Source organism: Streptomyces sp. NPDC050211 (genome assembly GCF_040656035.1).
GTDB lineage: Bacteria > Actinomycetota > Actinomycetes > Streptomycetales > Streptomycetaceae > Streptomyces.
On record NZ_JBFALC010000064.1, the window covers coordinates 1 to 19,558 of the forward strand.

17 protein-coding genes are annotated in these 19,558 nt (G+C 69.4%); 7 read left to right on the top strand and 10 right to left on the bottom strand.

The genetic code is table 11. The annotated features are described in order from the left end of the window. Nucleotides 1–176: 176 nt before the first annotated feature. From AB0I98_RS40005 to thyX, 3 genes are all read right to left on the bottom strand, one after another. Nucleotides 177–1,862, bottom strand: a complete 1,686-nt coding sequence (locus AB0I98_RS40005; protein ID WP_362950489.1) for a ribonuclease J — start codon at nucleotides 1,860–1,862, stop codon at nucleotides 177–179. Between the two features lie 152 nt (nucleotides 1,863–2,014). Continuing rightward, a complete protein-coding gene (gene dapA, locus AB0I98_RS40010; RefSeq protein ID WP_328355523.1) occupies nucleotides 2,015–2,914 on the bottom strand; it encodes a 4-hydroxy-tetrahydrodipicolinate synthase in 900 nt (299 codons plus the stop codon). Nucleotides 2,915–3,125: 211 nt separating this feature from the next. After that, the gene (gene thyX / locus AB0I98_RS40015; RefSeq protein ID WP_362950491.1) at nucleotides 3,126–3,866 is read right to left on the bottom strand and encodes an FAD-dependent thymidylate synthase; all 741 of its coding nucleotides are present in this window, start codon (nucleotides 3,864–3,866) and stop codon (nucleotides 3,126–3,128) included. Between the two features lie 251 nt (nucleotides 3,867–4,117). Here thyX and AB0I98_RS40020 point away from each other — a divergent pair, with 251 nt between their 5' ends. Both AB0I98_RS40020 and AB0I98_RS40025 read left to right on the top strand, forming a co-directional pair. Further along, the gene (locus tag AB0I98_RS40020) at nucleotides 4,118–4,357 is read left to right on the top strand and encodes a hypothetical protein (RefSeq protein WP_328355529.1); all 240 of its coding nucleotides are present in this window, start codon (nucleotides 4,118–4,120) and stop codon (nucleotides 4,355–4,357) included. A gap of 92 nt (nucleotides 4,358–4,449) precedes the next feature. Further along, nucleotides 4,450–5,001, top strand: coding sequence for a hypothetical protein (locus AB0I98_RS40025; RefSeq protein WP_362950493.1), 552 nt, complete (start codon nucleotides 4,450–4,452; stop codon nucleotides 4,999–5,001). A gap of 128 nt (nucleotides 5,002–5,129) precedes the next feature. On the opposite strand, the gene AB0I98_RS40030 is transcribed toward AB0I98_RS40025, so the two are convergent. The 6 genes from AB0I98_RS40030 to eccD form a co-directional block, all read right to left on the bottom strand. After that, entirely contained in the window at nucleotides 5,130–5,573 is a 444-nt protein-coding gene (locus tag AB0I98_RS40030; RefSeq protein WP_362950495.1) for a hypothetical protein, read from the bottom strand. Nucleotides 5,574–5,578: 5 nt separating this feature from the next. Continuing rightward, nucleotides 5,579–6,331, bottom strand: a complete 753-nt coding sequence (gene dapB, locus AB0I98_RS40035) for a 4-hydroxy-tetrahydrodipicolinate reductase (RefSeq protein WP_362950496.1) — start codon at nucleotides 6,329–6,331, stop codon at nucleotides 5,579–5,581. Nucleotides 6,332–6,382: 51 nt separating this feature from the next. Further along, the gene (locus AB0I98_RS40040; protein ID WP_362950498.1) at nucleotides 6,383–7,765 is read right to left on the bottom strand and encodes a pitrilysin family protein; all 1,383 of its coding nucleotides are present in this window, start codon (nucleotides 7,763–7,765) and stop codon (nucleotides 6,383–6,385) included. Beyond that, a complete protein-coding gene (locus AB0I98_RS40045) occupies nucleotides 7,762–10,008 on the bottom strand; it encodes a polyribonucleotide nucleotidyltransferase (protein ID WP_362950500.1) in 2,247 nt (748 codons plus the stop codon). The genes AB0I98_RS40040 and AB0I98_RS40045 overlap by 4 nt, the downstream gene beginning before the upstream one ends. A gap of 318 nt (nucleotides 10,009–10,326) precedes the next feature. Continuing rightward, the gene (gene rpsO / locus AB0I98_RS40050; protein WP_210582679.1) at nucleotides 10,327–10,614 is read right to left on the bottom strand and encodes a 30S ribosomal protein S15; all 288 of its coding nucleotides are present in this window, start codon (nucleotides 10,612–10,614) and stop codon (nucleotides 10,327–10,329) included. A 193-nt stretch (nucleotides 10,615–10,807) separates the two neighbouring features. Further along, nucleotides 10,808–12,265, bottom strand: a complete 1,458-nt coding sequence (eccD, locus tag AB0I98_RS40055) for a type VII secretion integral membrane protein EccD (protein ID WP_362950558.1) — start codon at nucleotides 12,263–12,265, stop codon at nucleotides 10,808–10,810. Between the two features lie 271 nt (nucleotides 12,266–12,536). On the opposite strand from eccD, the gene eccCa reads away from it, so the two are divergent. The 3 genes from eccCa to AB0I98_RS40070 all read left to right on the top strand — a co-directional run bounded on the left by eccCa (nucleotide 12,537) and on the right by AB0I98_RS40070 (nucleotide 17,471). Further along, on the top strand, nucleotides 12,537–16,481 hold the full coding sequence (gene eccCa, locus AB0I98_RS40060; protein ID WP_362950502.1) for a type VII secretion protein EccCa: 3,945 nt from the start codon (nucleotides 12,537–12,539) through the stop codon (nucleotides 16,479–16,481). A 159-nt stretch (nucleotides 16,482–16,640) separates the two neighbouring features. Continuing rightward, nucleotides 16,641–17,048, top strand: coding sequence for a hypothetical protein (locus AB0I98_RS40065; RefSeq protein ID WP_362950504.1), 408 nt, complete (start codon nucleotides 16,641–16,643; stop codon nucleotides 17,046–17,048). 105 nt (nucleotides 17,049–17,153) lie between these two features. Next, the gene (locus AB0I98_RS40070) at nucleotides 17,154–17,471 is read left to right on the top strand and encodes a DUF397 domain-containing protein (protein WP_362950505.1); all 318 of its coding nucleotides are present in this window, start codon (nucleotides 17,154–17,156) and stop codon (nucleotides 17,469–17,471) included. 39 nt (nucleotides 17,472–17,510) lie between these two features. On the opposite strand, the gene AB0I98_RS40075 is transcribed toward AB0I98_RS40070, so the two are convergent. Next, nucleotides 17,511–17,939, bottom strand: a complete 429-nt coding sequence (locus AB0I98_RS40075) for a hypothetical protein (RefSeq protein ID WP_362950507.1) — start codon at nucleotides 17,937–17,939, stop codon at nucleotides 17,511–17,513. A gap of 142 nt (nucleotides 17,940–18,081) precedes the next feature. Between AB0I98_RS40075 and AB0I98_RS40080 the strand changes: the two genes are divergently transcribed. After that, on the top strand, nucleotides 18,082–18,738 hold the full coding sequence (locus tag AB0I98_RS40080; protein ID WP_362950508.1) for a hypothetical protein: 657 nt from the start codon (nucleotides 18,082–18,084) through the stop codon (nucleotides 18,736–18,738). A 112-nt stretch (nucleotides 18,739–18,850) separates the two neighbouring features. Then, the gene (locus tag AB0I98_RS40085; RefSeq protein WP_362950510.1) at nucleotides 18,851–19,501 is read left to right on the top strand and encodes a hypothetical protein; all 651 of its coding nucleotides are present in this window, start codon (nucleotides 18,851–18,853) and stop codon (nucleotides 19,499–19,501) included. Nucleotides 19,502–19,558: the final 57 nt, after the last annotated feature.

Below are 19,558 nucleotides of genomic sequence, written 5' to 3' on the forward strand. Positions count from 1 at the left end.
CGGCAGCGGCGGCGGGTGCAGCAGCGTCAGCAGCCGTTGCGTGGGCGTCACCCCGGCCCACACCGCTGCCCGCAGCCGCAGTCGGCTCCCCCACCCCCTCCAACGCCGCGCGGCCCTCCCCCCGCCCCCCCCCCCCCCCGCTCCAGGTTGGCGCGTAGCCAGGGGTCGTACGCGGGTCAGACCTCCACCACGACAGGGAGGATCATCGGCCTGCGCCGGTACGTGTCAGAGACCCACTTGCCCAGCGTGCGTCGGATGAGTTGCTGCATCTGATGAGGCTCCACGACGCCGTCCTGGGCGGAGCGTTCCAGGACTTCCGTGACCTTCGGGAGGACGTCGCTGAAGGCCGAGTCCTCGATGCCGGAGCCACGGGCCTGGACATGCGGCCCTGCCGTGATCTTGCCGGTCGACGCGTCGATGACGACGAAGACCGAGATGATGCCCTCGTCGCCGAGGATCTTGCGGTCCTTGAGGGCCGGCTCGCCCACGTCGCCGACGGAGAGACCGTCGACGTAGACGTAGCCCGCCTGGACCTTGCCGGAGATCTTGGCCTTGCCCTCGACTAGGTCGACGACGACGCCGTCCTCGGCGATGACGATGCGGTCGTGCGGGACGCCGGTCAGGGCGCCCAGTTCGGCGTTGGCCCGTAGGTGGCGCCATTCGCCGTGCACCGGCATCAGGTTCTTCGGGCGGCAGATGTTGTAGAAGTACAGGAGCTCGCCGGCGGAGGCGTGGCCCGAGACGTGGACCTTGGCGTTGCCCTTGTGGACGACGTTCGCGCCCCAGCGGGTCAGGCCGTTGATCACGCGGTAGACCGCGTTCTCGTTGCCGGGGATGAGCGACGACGCCAGGATCACCGTGTCGCCCTCGACGATGCGGATCTGGTGGTCGCGGTTGGCCATCCTCGACAGGGCTGCCATCGGTTCGCCCTGTGAGCCCGTGCAGACCAGCACGATCTCGTCGTCCGGGAGGTCGTCGAGGGTCTTGACGTCGACTACCAGGCCGGGCGGGACCTTGAGATAGCCCAGGTCCCGTGCGATACCCATGTTGCGGACCATGGAGCGGCCGACGAAGGCGACGCGACGGCCGTACTCGTGGGCCGCGTCCAGGATCTGCTGGATGCGGTGGACGTGGCTGGCGAAGCTGGCCACGATGATCCGCTTGCGGGCGGATCCGAAGACCTGGCGCAGGACGTTCGAGATGTCGCGCTCGGGCGGGACGAAGCCCGGGACCTCGGCGTTCGTCGAGTCGGAGAGGAGCAGGTCGATGCCCTCCTCGCTCAGACGTGCGAACGCGTGCAGATCCGTGAGCCGGCCGTCCAGCGGGAGCTGGTCCATCTTGAAGTCGCCGGTGTGGACCACCATGCCCGCGGGTGTGCGGATGGCGACCGCGAGGGCGTCCGGGATGGAGTGGTTGACCGCCACGAACTCGCAGTCGAAGGGGCCGATGCGTTCGCGGTGGCCCTCCGCGACTTCGAGCGTGTAGGGGCGGATGCGGTGCTCCTGGAGCTTGGCCTCGATCAGGGCGAGGGTCAGCTTGGAGCCGATCAGCGGGATGTCCGGCTTCTCGCGGAGCAGGAAGGGGACGCCGCCGATGTGGTCCTCGTGGCCGTGCGTGAGGACGATGCCCTCGATGTCGTCGAGGCGGTCCCTGACGGACGAGAAGTCCGGCAGGATCAGGTCGATTCCGGGCTGCTCCTCCTCGGGGAAGAGCACTCCGCAGTCGACGATCAGGAGGCGGCCGCCGTATTCGAAGACCGTCATGTTCCGGCCGATTTCACCGAGGCCGCCGAGCGGGGTGACCCGTAGGCCGCCGTCGGGCAGCGACGGGGGCGGGCCGAGTTCGGGATGCGGATGACTCAAAAGACTCTCCTCACCACACGCGCCACGTACCGGTGGGCACGTGGCGCGCATGACGTTCGTGCAGTAGCAGTTGTCGTTGTCTGTGCAGGCACCGGTGGCCTGCTATTCAGTTGTGGAGTTTCGTTGCGCGAGGACTCGCGCGAAGTCTGGTGTTAGAGCTGTACCCCGCCCGCGGCAAGATCGATCTTGAGCTGCTCGATCTCCTCTGGAGTGAGTTCGACCATCGGTGCGCGCAGCGGTCCGGCGGGCAGGCCCTGGAGGGTGAGCGCGGCCTTGGTGGTCATGACGCCCTGGGTGCGGAACATGCCGGTGTAGACCGGGAGCAGCTTCTGGTGGATCTCGGTCGCCTTGTGGACGTCGCCCGCGGTGTACGCCTCGACCAGGGCGCGCAGCTCGGGGGTGACCACGTGGCCGACGACGGAGACGAAGCCGACGGCGCCCACGGAGAGCAGCGGCAGGTTCAGCATGTCGTCGCCGGAGTACCAGGCGAGGGCGGAGCGTGCGATGGCCCAGCTGGCCCGGCCGAGGTCGCCCTTGGCGTCCTTGTTGGCGACGATGCGCGGGTGTTCGGCGAGCCGGACCAGCGTCTCGGAGTTGATCGGGACGCCGCTGCGGCCGGGGATGTCGTAGAGCATGACCGGCAGCTCGGTGGCGTCGGCGATGGCCGTGAAGTGCCGGTAGAGGCCTTCCTGCGGGGGCTTGTTGTAGTACGGCGTCACGACCAGGAGGCCGTGCGCGCCCGTCTTCTCGGCCTCGCGGGCGAGTTCGAGGCTGTGGCGGGTGTCGTTGGTGCCGACGCCGGCGACGACGTGGGCCCGGTCGCCGACCGCCTCGAGGACGGCTCGTACGAGATCCTTTTTCTCCGCATTGCTCGTGGTGGGGGACTCGCCGGTGGTGCCGTTGATGATCAGGCCGTCGTTGCCTGCGTCCACCAGGTGGGTAGCGAGCCGCTGCGCGCCGTCGAGGTCGAGTGCGCCGTCCGCCGTGAAGGGCGTGACCATGGCGGTGAGGACCCGCCCGAAGGGGGTCTGCGGAGTGGAGGTCGGAGCCATGGGTAACACGCTACTCGTTGCTCAGGGCGGGGTCTGCCCTCGGGGCAGGCGACAAGTCGTGACAAAGATGGAGCCCGGCACTGCCTGCTCGGGGGTTCAAGCAGTGCCGGGTCCGTTTGATCAGGCTAGATGAACTTCTCCAAATGCCGCAATACGGACACTTCGCCCAGCCGCCCCGTACAACTGTGCCCGGCAGGGCAGCGTCCGTGCGTTACGGCGCGACGCGGCCGTTGGCATTGAACGCGGCGTAGGTGAGGGGCATGAGCCTGGCCCACTCCGCCTCCATCTTCTCGCCGACCATCTCGATCTCGCGCTGCGGGAAGGACGGGACCTTCGCCAGTTCGTGCTGGGTGCGCAGGCCGAGGAAGTGCATCAGCGAGCGGGCGTTGCAGGTGGCGTACATGGAGGAGAACAGGCCTACGGGGAGGACCGCGCGGGCCACCTCGCGGGCGACGCCGGCGGCGAGCATCTGCTGGTACGACTCGTACGCCTGTCGGTACGAGTCCTCCATCACGCGGCCGACCAGCTCCTGCTGGGCCTGGGTGCCCTCGACGAAGACGTACTTGCCGGGGCGGCCCTCCTGGACCAGCTTGCGGGACTCGTCGGGGACGTAGAAGACCGGCTGGAGCTCGCGGTACCGGCCCGATTCCTCGTTGTACGACCAGCCCACGCGGTGGCGCATGAACTCGCGGAAGACGAAGATCGGGGCGCTGATGAAGAAGGTCATCGAGTTGTGCTCGAAGGGGCTGCCGTGCCGGTCCCGCATCAGGTAGTTGATCAGGCCCTTGGAGCGCTCGGGGTCCTTGCCCAGCTCCTCCAGGGACTGCTCGCCGATGGTCGAGACGCGGGCGGCGAACAGCACGTCGGCGTCGGACGCGGTGTGCTTCACCAGCTCGACGGTGACGTCACCGCGGAAGCTGGGCTTGAGGTCGTCGGCGGGGGTGTCGGTCACGGCTCGGAGGGTCCCTTCCATCACTTCTCTGGGGCGGCGCCCACTCTACGGCCCGGCACTGACAACGGGGCGTTCGGTGCCGGGCCGCGACATTCGGTCGCTAACAGCAGCGAACATTGGCGAACTTCTGCGAAGTCGGGGAAATCGGGCACCTTTTGAGGCGTTCGCTCGTCTGTCTCGGTGACAGCGATTCGTTCGATCCCTGAGAGCCCCGAAGAGGCCCAGGGTCCCGGAGAGGAGAGGTACCTCTGATGTTTCGTCGGCGCGAACCCGTTCCGTTCGCCTTCGTCGCCGAGTCCGACAGGTATCGCAGCAATGTCGCGCCCCCACCGCGTGAGCGGGCGTCCGCCGGGCAGATAGCCGGGCGCTGGCTGCTGGGACTCACCATCGTGGCGGGGCTGGTCGGGTCCCTGGTGCTCGGAATGCCGGCGCTGTCCCAGGACCAGTCGTCCACGCAGCCCGAGCAGTCGCAGGCGGACAGCGGGCGCTGACCCCATCCGGACCCCCGAGGGTGGTGAGCGGGGACACGGGTCGATAACCTCACCGGGCACAAGCCCATGCATGGATTGAGTGAGGACCAGCCGTGCCCCTGCCCTTCCTGACGGCCGACCGCGCATACGAGGCAGCGGAGGATGTCCCGCTGCCGTTCGACGACCGCGACCGGTGGCGGCGTCCCTACCGTCCCGGGCCCTGCCGGGTAGGCGTGGCGGCCATTCTGCTGCTGCTCGCCTCGTATGTGCTGTTCGCGGCCGTCATCATCGCGTTGACCGGCACGCTCACCGAGTCCGGAGTGGTCTTCGGCATCGCGCTCGCCGTGATCGCCGCCGCCCTGCGGATGCTGCGCATGGGTGTGTGGGTGAGCGTGCGCGGTCTGCGCCGGGTGGGCTTCCTCGGCACGCGCACGGTGGCCTGGGACCGCATCGTCACCGTGCGGACGGTGCAGCAGCCGGTGCGCTGGCTCGGGCTGCCGCGCACAGTGCAGGGGCAGGCCCTGACCCTCGTACGACAAGGGCGGGCTCCGGAGGACGAGAAGCCGCTGCTGACCACGCACAACGCCGACTTCCTGGCGCGGCCGGAGGCGTTCGACCGGGCCGCGGACACGATCGAGGCGTGGGCCGCGGAGGCGCGCCGCTAGGAGCAACGTGAGAATCTGCGGGCCGGTGGGGCTGGTCGCTCCCCCACTCTCGGCTTCGCTCGAGCGGGGGACCCCCATCGCGGCGGAGCCGCATATCGATACAGCCCCGCACCCCTTCGGGGCGCTCCTCAGCGCGCCGTCTCCCTTAGCGTGATTGCCCGCTGCATCGCCTTGCGGGCGCGTGGGGTGTCGCGGGCGTCGTGGTAGGCGACGGCGAGGCGGAACCAGCTGCGCCAGTCGTCGGGGGCGGCCTCCGTCTCGGCCTTGCGCTTGGCGAACACCTCGTCGGCCGAGTCGCGGTCGATGCGTCCGCCGGCGGTGCGCTTCAGTTCGTCGACGGGCAGGCCGCCCTCGGCGTCGAGTTCGGCGGCGAGCCGGTTGGCCTTGCGGACGAACTCGGTGTTCTTCCACAGGAACCACAGGCCGATCACCGGCAGGATCAGCACCGCGACACCGAAGGTGACGGTCAGGGCCGTGCCGGCCTGGATGAGCATGACGCCGCGGCTGCCGACCAGGACGAAGTAGATGACCAGGACGGCAGCCGTGACGGCATAAGTGATCTTCGCGCGCATGACGGTCAGCCGAGGTCCAGGAAGTGTTCCAGGCCGAAGGTGAGGCCGGGAGTGGTCACCACGCGGCGGGCGCCGAGCAGGATGCCCGGCATGAAGCTGCTGTGGTGGAGCGAGTCATGGCGGACGGTCAGCGTCTCGCCCTCGCCGCCCAGCAGCACCTCCTGGTGGGCGAGCAGCCCGCGCAGCCGGATCGCGTGGACCGGGATCCCGTCGACGGTCGCCCCGCGGGCGCCGTCCAGGGCGGTGACCGTGGCGTCCGGGGCCGGGGCGGAGCCCGCGTTCGCCCGCGCCTCGGCGATGAGCTGGGCCGTGCGGGTGGCGGTGCCGCTGGGGGCGTCCACCTTGTTCGGGTGGTGCAGCTCGACGACCTCGACGGACTCGAAGTAGGGCGCCGCGATCTGCGCGAACTTCATCGTCAGGACGGCCCCGATGGAGAAGTTGGGCGCGATGAGCACACCCGTCTCCGGGGACTGGGCCAGCCAGCCCTTGAGCTGCGCGAGACGGTCCTCGGTCCAGCCCGTCGTACCGACGACGGCGTGGATGCCGTGCCGTACGCAGAAATCGAGGTTGCCCATCACCGAGGCCGGCGTGGTCAGTTCGACGGCGACCTGGGCGCCGGTCTCGGCCAGGGTCTCCAGCTTGTCGCCCCGGCTGAGGGCGGCGACCAGCTCCATGTCCTCGGCTGCCTCGACCGCCCGTACCGCCTCGGATCCGATCCGGCCCTTGGCACCGAGGACCGCCACGCGCAGCTTGCTCATGTTCTTGCTTCCTTCAGTTCCTTCAGGAGAGGACTTACGCGACCGAGAGGCTTACGACGCGACCGCTTCGTGCAGACGGGACGCCTGTTTGTCCTTCAGCGGGCCGATGACCGACAGCGAGGGCCGCTGTCCCAGGATGTCGCGGGCGACCGCGCGGACGTCGTCCGGGGTGACCGAGGCTATCCGGGCCAGCATGTCGTCGACGGACATCTGCTCGCCCCAGCACAGTTCACTCTTGCCGATACGGTTCATCAGCGCGCCCGTGTCCTCCAGTCCGAGGACCGTGGAGCCACGGAGCTGGCCGATGGCGCGGTCGATCTCGTCCTCGGGCAGGCCGTGCTCGGCGACCTGGTCGAGTTCGTCGCGGCAGATCTTCAGCACGTCGTGCACCTGGGACGGGCGGCAGCCCGCGTACACGCCGAAGAGGCCGCAGTCGGCGAAGCCGGAGGTGTACGAGTACACGCTGTAGGCCAGGCCGCGCTTTTCGCGGACCTCCTGGAAGAGGCGGGACGACATCCCGCCGCCGAGCGCCGTGTTCAGCACGCCCAGCGCCCAGCGGCGCTCGTCCGTGCGGGCCAGGCCCGGCATGCCGAGGACGATGTGCGCCTGCTCCGTCTTGCGGCCGATCAGCTCGACGCGTCCGGCGGTGCGGACGCTCCGGCTGCCGTGCCGCGGGGCGATGGGCGTGGCGTCGAGGCTGTTGAGGGCGCCCGCCTTCTCGAAGGCGGCGCGGACCTGTCGTACGACCTTGTTGTGGTCGATGTTGCCGGCGCAGGCGACCACGAGGTGGGTCGGGTCGTAGTGCTTCTTGTAGAAGCGGCGGATGCGGTCGGCGGTGAGGCCGTTGACCGTGTCGACCGTGCCGAGGACGGGGCGGCCGAGGGGGTTGTCGCCGAACATCGTGTGCGCGAACAGGTCGTGCACGCAGTCGCCCGGGTCGTCCTCGGTCATCGCGATCTCTTCGAGGATGGCGCCCCGCTCGACGTTGACGTCCTCTTCGAGGATGAGGGAGCCCGTGAGCATGTCGCAGACGACGTCGATGGCGAGCGGCAGGTCGGCGTCGAGCACGCGCGCGTAGTAGCACGTGTACTCCTTGGCCGTGAACGCGTTCATCTCGCCGCCGACCGCGTCGAGGGCCGAAGAGATGTCGAGCGCGGACCTGCGGGTGGTGCCCTTGAAGAGGAGGTGCTCCAGGTAGTGCGTGGCGCCGTTCAGGGCCGGCGTCTCGTCGCGGGAGCCGACATGCGCCCAGATGCCGAAGGTGGCGGAGCGCACGGACGGGAGCGTTTCGGTGACGACGCGGAGGCCTCCGGGGAGGGTGGTCTTACGGACCGTACCGATGCCGTTGACGCCCTTGATCAGGGTTTGGGTACGGGCGACGGCCCGCGCCTCCGAAGAGGTGCGGGCCGTCGCCGTGGAGTTGTTCGACGTCACTGGTCGCCCGCGGCGGAGCCGCTGTCGGACGCAGCGTCCTTCTTGTCTTCTTCGTCAGCGTCTTCGCCCTCGATCACGGGGATCAGGGAGAGCTTGCCGCGGGAGTCGATCTCGGCGATCTCGACCTGGACCTTCTGGCCCACGCCGACGACGTCCTCGACGTTCTCCACGCGCTTGCCGCCGGCCAGCTTGCGGATCTGCGAGATGTGCAGCAGACCGTCCTTGCCGGGGAGCAGGGAGACGAAGGCGCCGAAGGTGGTGGTCTTCACGACCGTACCCAGGTAGCGCTCGCCGACCTCGGGCATCGTCGGGTTGGCGATGCCGTTGATCGTGGTGCGGGCGGCCTCGGCGGAGGGGCCGTCGACCGCGCCGATGTAGATCGTGCCGTCGTCCTCGATCGTGATGTCGGCGCCGGTGTCCTCCTGGATCTGGTTGATCATCTTGCCCTTGGGGCCGATGACCTCGCCGATCTTGTCCACGGGGATCTTGACGGTGATGATCCGCGGGGCGTTCGGGGACATCTCGTCCGGCGTGTCGATCGCTTCCATCATCACGTCGAGGATGTGGAGGCGGGCGTCACGGGCCTGCTTGAGGGCCGCGGCCAGGACGGAGGCCGGGATGCCGTCCAGCTTGGTGTCGAGCTGGAGGGCGGTCACGAACTCCTTGGTGCCGGCGACCTTGAAGTCCATGTCGCCGAAGGCGTCCTCCGCACCGAGGATGTCGGTGAGGGTGACGTAGTGCGTCTCGCCGTCGATCTCCTGGGAGATCAGGCCCATGGCGATACCGGCGACCGGGGCCTTCAGCGGCACACCGGCGTTCAGCAGCGACATGGTGGAGGCGCAGACCGAGCCCATGGACGTCGAGCCGTTCGAGCTGAGCGCCTCGGAGACCTGGCGGATCGCGTAGGGGAACTCCTCACGCGTCGGCAGGACCGGGATCAGGGCGCGCTCGGCGAGGGCGCCGTGGCCGATCTCGCGGCGCTTCGGGGAGCCGACGCGGCCGGTCTCGCCGGTGGAGTACGGCGGGAAGTTGTAGTTGTGCATGTAGCGCTTGCGGGTCACCGGGGAGAGGGTGTCCAGCTGCTGCTCCATACGGAGCATGTTCAGCGTGGTGACGCCCAGGATCTGGGTCTCGCCCCGCTCGAACACGGCGGAACCGTGCACCCGCGGAATGGCCTCGACCTCGGCGGCGAGCGTACGGATGTCCGTGACGCCACGCCCGTCGATGCGCTTCTTCTCCTTGATGACGCGCTCACGGACCAGGGCCTTGGTCAGCGAGCGGTACGCGGCGGAGATCTCCTTCTCGCGGCCCTCGAACTCCGGCAGGAGCTTCTCGGCGGCGAGCGCCTTCACGCGGTCCAGCTCGGCCTCGCGCTCCTGCTTGCCGACGATCGTGAGCGCCTGGGCGAGCTCCGGCTTGACTGCGCCGGTGAGCGCCTCAAGGACGTCGTCCTGGTAGTCCAGGAAGATCGGGAACTCGCCGGTCGGCTTGGCGGCCTTCGCGGCGAGGTCCGACTGGGCCTTGCAGAGGACCTTGATGAAGGGCTTCGCGGCGTCCAGACCGGCGGCGACGACCTCCTCGGTCGGCGCCTCGACGCCGCCCTTGACCAGCTGGATGGTCTTCTCGGTGGCCTCGGCCTCGACCATCATGATCGCGACGTCGCCGTCCTCCAGGGTGCGGCCCGCGACGACCATGTCGAAGACGGCGTCCTCGAGCTCGGTGTGCGTCGGGAACGCGACCCACTGGCCGTTGATCAGCGCGACGCGGACGCCGCCGATCGGGCCGGAGAAGGGCAGACCGGCCAGCTGCGTGGACGCGGAGGCGGCGTTGATCGCCACGACGTCGTACAGGTGGTCGGGGTTGAGGGCCATGATCGTGGCGACGACCTGGATCTCGTTGCGCAGGCCCTTCTTGAAGGACGGGCGCAGCGGGCGGTCGATGAGGCGGCAGGTGAGGATGGCGTCCTCGGACGGCCGGCCCTCACGGCGGAAGAAGCTGCCGGGGATCTTGCCGGCGGCGTACATCCGCTCCTCGACGTCCACCGTGAGGGGGAAGAAGTCGAGCTGGTCCTTGGGGTTCTTGGAGGCGGTGGTGGCCGACAGCACCATGGTGTCGTCGTCCAGGTACGCCACGGCGGAGCCGGCGGCTTGCTTGGCCAGGCGGCCCGTCTCGAAGCGGATGGTGCGGGTGCCGAAGGAGCCGTTGTCGATGACGGCCTCGGCGTAGTGGGTCTCGTTCTCCACTAGCGTTTTCTCCGTTACTTGTCGTCTTTGTCCCGTGGCTGCCCGTGTGGCAGGGGGACGGTTGCGGAGAAGCGCTCCGTCTGGTGCGGGCCGGTCTTCGATCGAAGCACCCGGGGCTCACTCGCCCGGGGGCCACTACCGAGGACCGGCGGCGGCGAGGCGCGCTTCTCCTCTCTTTTTCTTTCTGGTTGTGCTGTGTCGTGCGTACTGCGTTGTGCTACCACACTACAAAGCGGGTGTGACACTCCGCACGTTTCCGCACGTACGGCAAAGGGAGCGGCCCCCGATCCTCTCGGGAACCGCTCCCTTCACGGCGTCTTACTTGGCGCCCGCCGCACCGCGGCGGATGCCGAGGCGGTCGACCAGCGCGCGGAAGCGCGCGATGTCCTTCTTCGCCAGGTACTGCAGCAGCCGACGGCGCTGACCGACCAGGATCAGCAGACCACGACGGGAGTGGTGGTCGTGCTTGTGGGTCTTGAGGTGCTCGGTCAGGTCCGAGATACGGCGCGAGAGCATCGCGACCTGGACCTCGGGAGAGCCGGTGTCGCCCTCCTTGGTACCGAACTCGGTGATGATCTGCTTCTTCGTAGCGGCGTCGAGCGACACGCGTACTCCTCGTAGTCTGTGAAGGGCCACCGAGTGCCCCCGGTCCACTTCTCGGGGGAGCTTCCATTACTCGGGAGGCGGGGATCCGCTGGGCGCGGCCTCCAGAGCCAGGGGCTCCGGGGGTGCGTACACAAACGGCCGTTACACAGCGTACCAGCAGACGAGCGCGCTCTTGACAGGCCTCCCGCGCCGCTCAGATGCCGCCGCGGACCTTGCCGTAGACATCGAGGACGGCCAGGCAGATCGGGACCAGGGAGAGCAGCACCAGCGAGTCGGCGAGATCGAGCATGCGGCCCCAGAACGGGGAGAGCCCCTTCTGCGGCACGATCAGCGCGATCGCGATCAGGACCAGCACGCCCACGCCGACCGTGGCGGCGAGCCACAGGGTGCGGAAGTCGACGGCGCTGGAGTCGCCCTTGAGGAGCTCGACGATGATGCCGGCCGGCGGCGAGATGGCCAGCCCGAGCACCAGCAGCGCGATCGTGCTGACACCGGCCACGAACAGGCAGGTGACCTGGGCGGTGTAGCGGAAGAGACGGGCGCGCAGCATCGCGGCGAGGCCGGTGCACAGGGCCAGCAGCTGGGCCCAGCCCCCGTCGCTGAAGCCGAGCACCGCGCCACCGGCGCCGACGATGACGGCGGCGCAGCCCCCGACCAGGCCGAGCAGCAGTTCGTGGCCCCGGCTGGTCTGGGCGACGATGCGCTGGACGTCGACGGCTTCGAGGTCGCCCTCGCGGCCCTCACGACGGGCCCGGGCCAGGTCCTCCGGGTTGCGGAAGCCGATCGGCAGCTTCGCGAAGCGGGCGGACCAGCCGGGCAGGAAGCCGACGACCGCCAGGCCGACGACGGAGGTGCCGGCGGCGATCTCCCGCGGCTCCGCCTCGGTGAGCACCCCGCAGAACACGGCGAGCGTGCCGATCCCGGCGGCCAGCGCGGCGGCCACGAACGGGGCGTCGCCCTGCGGCAGCAGCATGATCAGCACGACCGAGAGCAGGAGTACGGCGACACAGCCGACGAGGAACTGGATCCGGCCGGGGCCCTCGCCCGCGTCCTGCGGGATGACGCCGGAGCCCGCGATGAGCGCGTGCGGCAGCGCCGAGATGCCGAGCGCGACGGCGGAACCACGGTCGTCGTACACGCGGGCCCGTACCCCGGCGAGTGCCGTCAGGGCCAGGGCGACCACGCCGGCGAGGATGCCCTGCAGGCCGTGCATGTCGTGCCGTATCGGATCCGCGAACCAGAAGACGAAGCCGAGCATGATCAGCAGCAGTGCGCCGGAGACGAGTCCGGCCACGCGCATCAGGTTGTCGTTCCAGCTGCGGATGTCCTGCTTGACCGCGGCGGCGATCGCGTCCACGACGTCGTCGTGCACGGCCGGCGGCAGGGAGTCGGCGAAGGTGCGCAGCAGCAGTACATCGCCGTCCCTGACCCGGTGCTCGAGCAACGAGCGGCTGGCGTCGAGTACTTGGCCCTCGCGGCTGACCAGGTGGTAGCCGGCCGGATCGGCGTCCGGCCGGGCCAGGCCCGAGAGCCTGACGATCTCAGGAAATAGGTCCTGAATCGGCAGATCCTCCGGTAGCGCGACATCGACCCGGCTGTCCGGCGCCGCGATCGTGATTCGGCAGAAACCTGTCGACGTCCCCGTGCTCACCTGGTACTTCCCCCTGCTGGACAAGGCTTCCTCGCGCCGCTCGTACGACGCGGAGCGCCACCATATCCGTTGCCATGGGGGGTGCGGGGGCCACCTCCCCGGTTTCCTCCCCGGGCCCCCTCGGCATCTCCATCCTCCTGGCTCCCTAGGGCACTCGAAGCATCAGTAGGATCGACGCCCACACGTATGGCGCCTACGCGAACGAGAACACGTCGCGGTACACGGGGGCGTCGATGCCAGGACGTATCAATCGCGAAGGATGAGTGCATCGGTGAGCGTCGTCATCATCAAGCGACCACCGCGGATAGTGCCCCCGGCAGTCCCGGACGGCGAGGTCAAACTCGAGACGCCGCCCGAGATCCCTCGCGAGGGCGACGAGAGCATGTTGATGAACATGCTGCCCATGATGGGCATGCTGGGTTCCGTGGGCTTCTTCTTCATGCCCGGCCTGCCCTCCTACATGAGGGTCGTCGGCGGGCTGATGCTGGCCTCGACGCTGGCCATGGCCATCGCCCAGTTCGCCAGGTCCCGGCAGGGCGGCGGCGCGGGAATGGCACAGGACCGGCGTGACTACTTCCGCTATCTCGAGCAGGTCCGCAAGGACGTGCACAAGACCGCCGAACTGCAGCGGCGCAGCCAGCTCTTCCAGCATCCCGACCCGGAACAGCTGTGGGCGGTGGCGGCCGACGGCAAGCGGCTGTGGGAACGGCGCCCGACCGACGCGGACTTCGCCTCCGTACGCATCGGCCGTGGCATCCAGCAGCTCAACACTCCGCTCGTCGCGCCCGAGACGGCACCCAAGGACGAGTTGGAGCCGCTGACCGCGGCGGCGATGAAGGCCTTCCTCGACGCGCATGGCAGCCTGTCCGACCTGCCCGTCTCCGTCTCGCTTCGCGCCTTTTACCACGTGACGGTGTGCGGAGAGACCGACACGGTCTACGGCAGTGCCCGCGCGGCCCTGGCCCAGCTGGCGACGCTGCATTCGCCCGAGGACCTGATGATCGCCGTGGTGGCGCATCCCTCGGCGACGGCGGACTGGGACTGGATCAAGTGGCTGCCGCACAGCCAGCATCCGAAGGTCAAGGACGGCGCGGGTTCGACCCGGCTCCTCTTCGACGACCTCGGGGAGCTGGAGGAGGCGCTGGCGGACCAGTTGGACGACCGGCCGCGCTGGAACCGGGACGCCAACCCGGTCTACGACCAGCCGCACCTGATCGTGGTACTCGACGGCGGCACCGTACCGCCGGACTCCGAACTCGCCAGCGCCGAGGGCCTGCAGGGCGTCACGTTCATCGAGATCTCCCCCGGCGAGCTGGAGGAGGAGCTGCGCGCGGGCCTCACGGTCTACGTGAAGCCGGAGCGGATGCGGCTGTTCGTCGGCCATGAGTCCGCGTACAACGGCAAGCCCGATGTGCTGAACCCGGCGCAGGCCGAGTCCCTGGCCCGGCAGCTGGCCCCCTTCCGGGTCGGCTCCGCGGAGGAGGGCGAACCCCTGCTGTCCAACCTGGACTTCACCGACCTCATGGGCATCGGCGACGCGGGCGCCGTCGACGTCTCCCGCACCTGGCGGCCCCGCACGCTGCACGAGCGGCTTCGGGTGCCGATCGGTGTCGGCGAGAACGGCGAGCCGGTCATGCTGGACCTCAAGGAGGCCTCGCAGGAGGGCATGGGCCCGCACGGTCTGTGCGTCGGCGCGACCGGTTCCGGCAAGTCCGAGGTGCTGCGCACACTGGTGCTCGGTCTCGCGGTGACGCACTCCTCGGAGACGCTGAACTTCATCCTCGCGGACTTCAAGGGCGGTGCGACCTTCGCCGGTATGGCGGACATGCCGCACACCGCGGCGGTCATCACCAACCTCGCCGACGACCTCACCCTCGTCGACCGCATGCGCGACTCGATCATGGGTGAGACGCAGCGCCGCCAGGAGCTGCTGCGCTCGGCCGGCAACTACGCCAACCTGCACGACTACGAGAAGGCCCGGGCGGCCGGCGCCGCGCTGGAGCCGATGGCCTCACTGGTGATCGTGCTCGACGAGTTCTCCGAACTCCTCACCGCCAAGCCCGACTTCATCGACATGTTCATCCAGATCGGCCGTATCGGCCGGTCGCTGGGCATCCACCTGCTGCTGGCCTCGCAGCGCCTGGAGGAAGGCAAGCTCCGCGGCCTGGACACGTACCTGTCGTACCGGATCGGTCTGCGGACCTTCTCCGCCGCCGAGTCCCGCACGGCGATCGGCGTCCCGGACGCCTACCACCTGCCGTCGATCCCCGGCTCCGGCTATCTGCGGTACGACACCGACACCATGGTCCGCTTCAAGGCGGCGTACGTGTCGGGGCCGTACCACGGCGAAGGCCCGTCCCGGGTGCACCGCTCGACGCAGCTCCGGCCCGCGCTGTTCACGGCGGAGCACGTGCAGCTGCCGCCGCAGCCGGTGATCGACGAGCCGGAGCCCGACAACAGGGTGGACGACGCGCTCGCCGACACCGTCCTGGACGTCCTCGTCGGCCGGATGGTCAACCAGGGCCCGCCCGCCCACCAGGTGTGGCTGCCCCCGCTGGAGGAGGCGCCCTCGCTGGAGCAGCTCCTCCCCCAGCTCGCCGTCCACCCGGAACGCGGCCTGACCGCGCCCGACTACACGGCACTCGGCCGGCTCAATGTGCCGGTCGGCCTGGTCGACAAGCCGTTCGAGCAGCGGCGCGACGTGCTGTACCGGGACTTCTCCGGTGGTGCGGGCCACGGTCTGTTCGTCGGTGGCCCGCAGTCCGGCAAGTCGACGCTGCTGCGCACGCTGATCTCGTCGTTCGCGCTCACCCACACACCGTCCGAAGTGCAGTTCTACTGCCTGGACTTCGGCGGTGGCAGCCTCATCTCAATGGAGGAGCTGGCCCACGTCGGCGGGGTCGCCAACCGGCTCGACGCCGAGAAGGTGCGCCGTACGGTCAGCGAGGTCGAGGGGATCCTCAACGCGCGCGAGGAGTACTTCCGCGCGAACAACGTCGACTCGGTGCAGACCTACCGTCAGCGCCGGAACGCGGGCCAGTTGCCCGACCAGCCCTGGGGTGACGTCTTCCTCGTCATCGACGGCTGGGCCACCTTCAAGACCGACTACGAGCTGCTCGAGTCCACCGTCACCGAGATCGCCACGCGTGGCCTCGGCTTCGGTGTGCATGTGATCCTCACCGCGAGCCGCTACACCGAAGTGCGGCCCGCGCTCAAGGACATGCTGCAGAACCGCATCGAGCTGCGGCTCGGCGACCCGACCGAGTCGGAGATCGACCGCAAGGTCGCGCAGAACGTGCCGGCCACCGTGCCGGGCCGCGGTCTGACGCCGGACAAGCTGCACTTCATGACCGCCCTGCCCCGGGTCGACGGCTCCTCGGAGACGGAGGACCTGTCGGAGGCGACGGCGATCCTCGTCCGGGGCATCAACGACAACTGGCAGGGCGCCCCCGCCCCGGCCGTACGGCTGCTGCCGACGATGCTGCCCTGGGACCGGCTGCCCAAGGGCTTCGAGCACCCGGAGCGCGGTGTCGCCATCGGCATCGACGAGTCGTCGCTCGCGCCGGTCTTCGTGGACTTCGAGACGGACCCGCACTTCATCGTGTTCGGTGAGAGCGAGTCCGGTAAGTCCGCGATGCTGCGGCTGCTCATCAAGCAGATCTGTGAGCGCTACACACCGCAGCAGGCGAAGATCGTCATGGGTGATTACCGGCGTGCCCACCTGGAGGGCGTGCCCGAGTCGCATCTCTCCCGGTACTGCGCGGCGGCGCCCTCGCTGGCGGAGACGCTGGAGGGACTGGCCGGTTCGCTCGGCCGCCGGATGCCGGGCCCGGACGTGACGCCCGAGCAGCTGCGCAACCGCAGCTGGTACAGCAGCCCGGACGCGTTCGTCATCATCGACGACTACGACCTGGTGGCGACCGGTATGAACCCGCTGTCCCCGCTGCTCGAGTACCTGCCCTTCGCCCGTGACGTCGGCCTGCGCGTCATCATCGCGCGCTCCTCGGGCGGCGCCAGCCGGTCGCTGTACGAGCCGGTGATGCAGCGCCTGCGCGAGCTCGGCGCGCAGGGCATCGTGCTCGCCGGCGACCGGACCGAGGGAGCACTGCTCGGCAACATCACGGCGTCGCAACTGCCGCCCGGGCGTGGGTACTTCCACACGCGGCGCAGGAGCGGGCAGCTGATCCAGACGGGGTGGCTGCCGCCGCGGCACTGATCTGTGCACGGCTGAGTGACCTTGCACGGCTGAGCGACGAGAGGGGCGGCACCCGGGTGGGGGCCGCCCCTCCGCCGTGTGCGGATGGGTCTGGTTCGGGCCACGGCGGGCCCGTTAAGGTGACGCTGCGACAGAAGAGCCGAGTCACGGGGGGCAGTTGTGGCCAACGACGGGATGCAGGCCGATCCCGGAGTCCTCAAGACCGAGGGCTTCAACATGTTCAGCGTCGGCCTGGACTTCAGCAAGGCGGTGCAGGCCCTGCAGAACGGCCTGACCGCGCTGGAGGGCGGCAGCGGTTCCACGCCGCCCTGGGGCGACGACGACATCGGCGAGAAGTTCGGGGTCGTCTACGAGGGTCTGCGCGACGGCATGTACCAGTCCATGGGCAGCCTGGCGGAGCGGATCGCGGGGATGGGGCTGGCGTTCACGGAGATGGGCGTCCGGCACGAGCTGAACGAGGGCAACGAGGACGCCGCTTGGCGGGATCTGACCTCGAAGTACGACGGCCAGGTGGAGATGGTGACCGGGGTGCATCATGAGCGGCGCCGGCAAGATGGAGAACTCTGAACCCGCGGACTGTGAGTGACTTTCCACTTCCACAGCGTGAGCGCCATCCGCGCAAGTAGGCTGAGACGCACACTTCGTAGGCACGTCAGGAAGAGGCCCAGCAGCATGACCCAGGCACGGGACAACGAGGTCGAGACTCAGCCCGAGGACGTCAAGGCGCGCAAGGAGCGCGAGCGGGACGAGCTGTACGCCCTCGACATCTCGGGGGTCGAGTGGCACTCCGCGCCCGGCACCGAGACGCACGAGGAGCGCGTCGAGATCGCGTATCTGCCGCAGGGCGCGGTCGCCATGCGCTCGTCCCTCGATCCCGACACGGTGCTGCGGTACACCGAGGCGGAGTGGCGGGCGTTCGTACTCGGGGCGCGGGACGGGGAGTTCGACCTGGAGCCCGCGCCGCACAATGGTGGGATGTCGGCGGAGTAGGACGTCTGCGACGGTGTGAGTACGTCGTCCGCGAGGGCGTCAGTACAGCGAGAATCCGCCGCTGTGGCGCCCTTGGTTCTTCTTTCCGGGTTGTGGGCCGTCGCCCTCCGGCCGCTTCGGCTCGGACGGCCCGGAGGAGGGGTCTCCGCTCTCCCCGGTCTCCCCGCGCCTGATCTGCTCGCGCTCCTCCTCGGACAGCGACTCCCACTGATCACGCAGGGACGACATGCCGCTGCCCAGCGCGCGGGCCACCGCGGGGTCGTCGAGGGCGTCACGCAGGGCAAGGCGCCCGGAGAGCAGCTTCTTGGCCGCCTCCTGCATGTCCTTGCCGACGCCGTCGGACGTGGACAGTTGACGCAGGGCGGAGTTCAGGGAACGGATCTGCTCCGGTTCGAGTGCCTCGTCCAGTACACCGCGGTCCGGCGAAGAGCCCTGCGGATCGGGTGAGTTGCCGGGTCGACTGGTCATGTCGCGTCTCCTCGCTGCTCATCGCTTCTCGGCCACCCGCAGTATCTCTCGTCACGCGCGGGATGCCATGCTGGCTCCCAATGACCGCCACGGGCCGCCACCGGCTGCCACCGGCCGCCGCGGAAGAGAAGGACAGATTGTCATGGCTCGGACGCAAGCCACCGGCAAGGTCACCGGACCCGACCGTTCCGCCGCCGGTCTCCTCGGGCGGGCCCTCGGCCGCCTCGGACGCGCGGGCGGCCTGGTCTTCCTGCTGGCGGGGCTCGCCCTGAGCGGATACGGCGCGTACGAGGGGGCGTACACGGCGGGTTGGGCGGGTACGCACGGCACCCTGACCGTGCAGCAGTGCGAGGTGAGCTACCCGAACAACGCCTCGCGCAGCAGCCGCAAGAACCGCCGGCCCGTCCGCTGCGAGGGCACCTTTGTCGCCGACGGCGGCACGAACACGGACCCCAAGGCCGCGGTGCAGGTCAGGCAACGGTACGCGCAGGGCACCGAGTTGTCGGTGCAGCAGACGGAGCCACCGACGGCGGCCGGCGCGAGCGATGCCGACTACGTCCAGAGCGGCACGGACCGGGCGTGGCGCTGGTTCGGCGCCTTCTTCGGCGGCTGGGTCCTCACGGGCCTCGGCGTCTTCTGCCTCGCCACCGGTTTCGCCCCGTTCGGCCGGAGCCGTATCTCGTTCGACGCGGCGTGGGAGGCGGCGGGGCGGGGAGTGACGCGGGCTGCTGTGATCGGGATGATCGGGGTGGGGCTTGTGGGTGCGGGGGTGTGCTTCCTGGTGAGCTACTTCTTCTGACGCACGGTTGGCACGTGGTTGGCGGGATACGTTCCTTCTGGCGCGGTTGGCGGGATACGTGCCGTAGCCGCAACTGCCGTAGGCCGTCGGCGATTCGTTAGGCTCACGCACCATGACACCGCACCCCCTCTCCCCCGCCCCGGACGCGATGGTCATACGGTCCGGCCGCCGCAGCGTCATGGTGGGACTGCCCTGTTCCGTCCTGCTCATCGTGGTGGGGGCCGTCGGCGTCGGCGGCGCTGCCATGATCGCCACCGGGAACCAGAAGGGCGAGTCCACCGTCGCGGGGTTCGCGGGCCTCGTCTTCATGCTGGCGCTCGGTGTTCTCGGCGTGCTCCTCTTCCTCTCCAACTGGGCGAACCGCCGCAGCAGGATCCTCGTCGACCACACCGGTCTGTGGGTCGCAAACGGAAACGTCCGGAACGTCATCCCCTGGCAGACGCTCGCCGGGGTCGGCCTGTACTGGAGCAAGCTCGGCCGCAGCCAGAAGCTCTACTCCCTCGAGCTGTTCCCCACCGCCCCCATCGACCGGGACGACCCGGTGCTGTGGACGCTGGTCCGCGAGGAGGAGCCGCTGCACCCCGACCTGCCCCGCCTGCGCTACCGCCTCCCCTTCCCGGCCCCCTACCGGCAGCAGGTGGTCACGGCGGTCCAGCAGTACGTCCCCCACATCTGGCTCGGCGAGTCCGAGCGCGCGGCCGGCCACATCGGCCGCCCCGACGTGAAGGGACACCGGCAGCGCACACAGGGCCGTACGCCGTGACACGACGTCACCGGCGGCGCGGGCGCGGGCTGCCGCGCCGGACAACCGCACTGCCCT

Coding starts and splice junctions, on each gene's coding strand:
- dapA (WP_328355523.1), bottom strand. CDS start 2,914: ATGGCTCCGACCTCCACTCCGCAGACCCCCTTCGGGCGGGTCCTCACC.
- AB0I98_RS40020 (WP_328355529.1), top strand. CDS start 4,118: ATGTTTCGTCGGCGCGAACCCGTTCCGTTCGCCTTCGTCGCCGAGTCC.
- AB0I98_RS40030 (WP_362950495.1), bottom strand. CDS start 5,573: ATGCGCGCGAAGATCACTTATGCCGTCACGGCTGCCGTCCTGGTCATC.
- dapB (WP_362950496.1), bottom strand. CDS start 6,331: ATGAGCAAGCTGCGCGTGGCGGTCCTCGGTGCCAAGGGCCGGATCGGA.
- AB0I98_RS40070 (WP_362950505.1), top strand. CDS start 17,154: ATGACCCAGGCACGGGACAACGAGGTCGAGACTCAGCCCGAGGACGTC.
- AB0I98_RS40075 (WP_362950507.1), bottom strand. CDS start 17,939: ATGACCAGTCGACCCGGCAACTCACCCGATCCGCAGGGCTCTTCGCCG.
- AB0I98_RS40080 (WP_362950508.1), top strand. CDS start 18,082: ATGGCTCGGACGCAAGCCACCGGCAAGGTCACCGGACCCGACCGTTCC.
- AB0I98_RS40085 (WP_362950510.1), top strand. CDS start 18,851: ATGACACCGCACCCCCTCTCCCCCGCCCCGGACGCGATGGTCATACGG.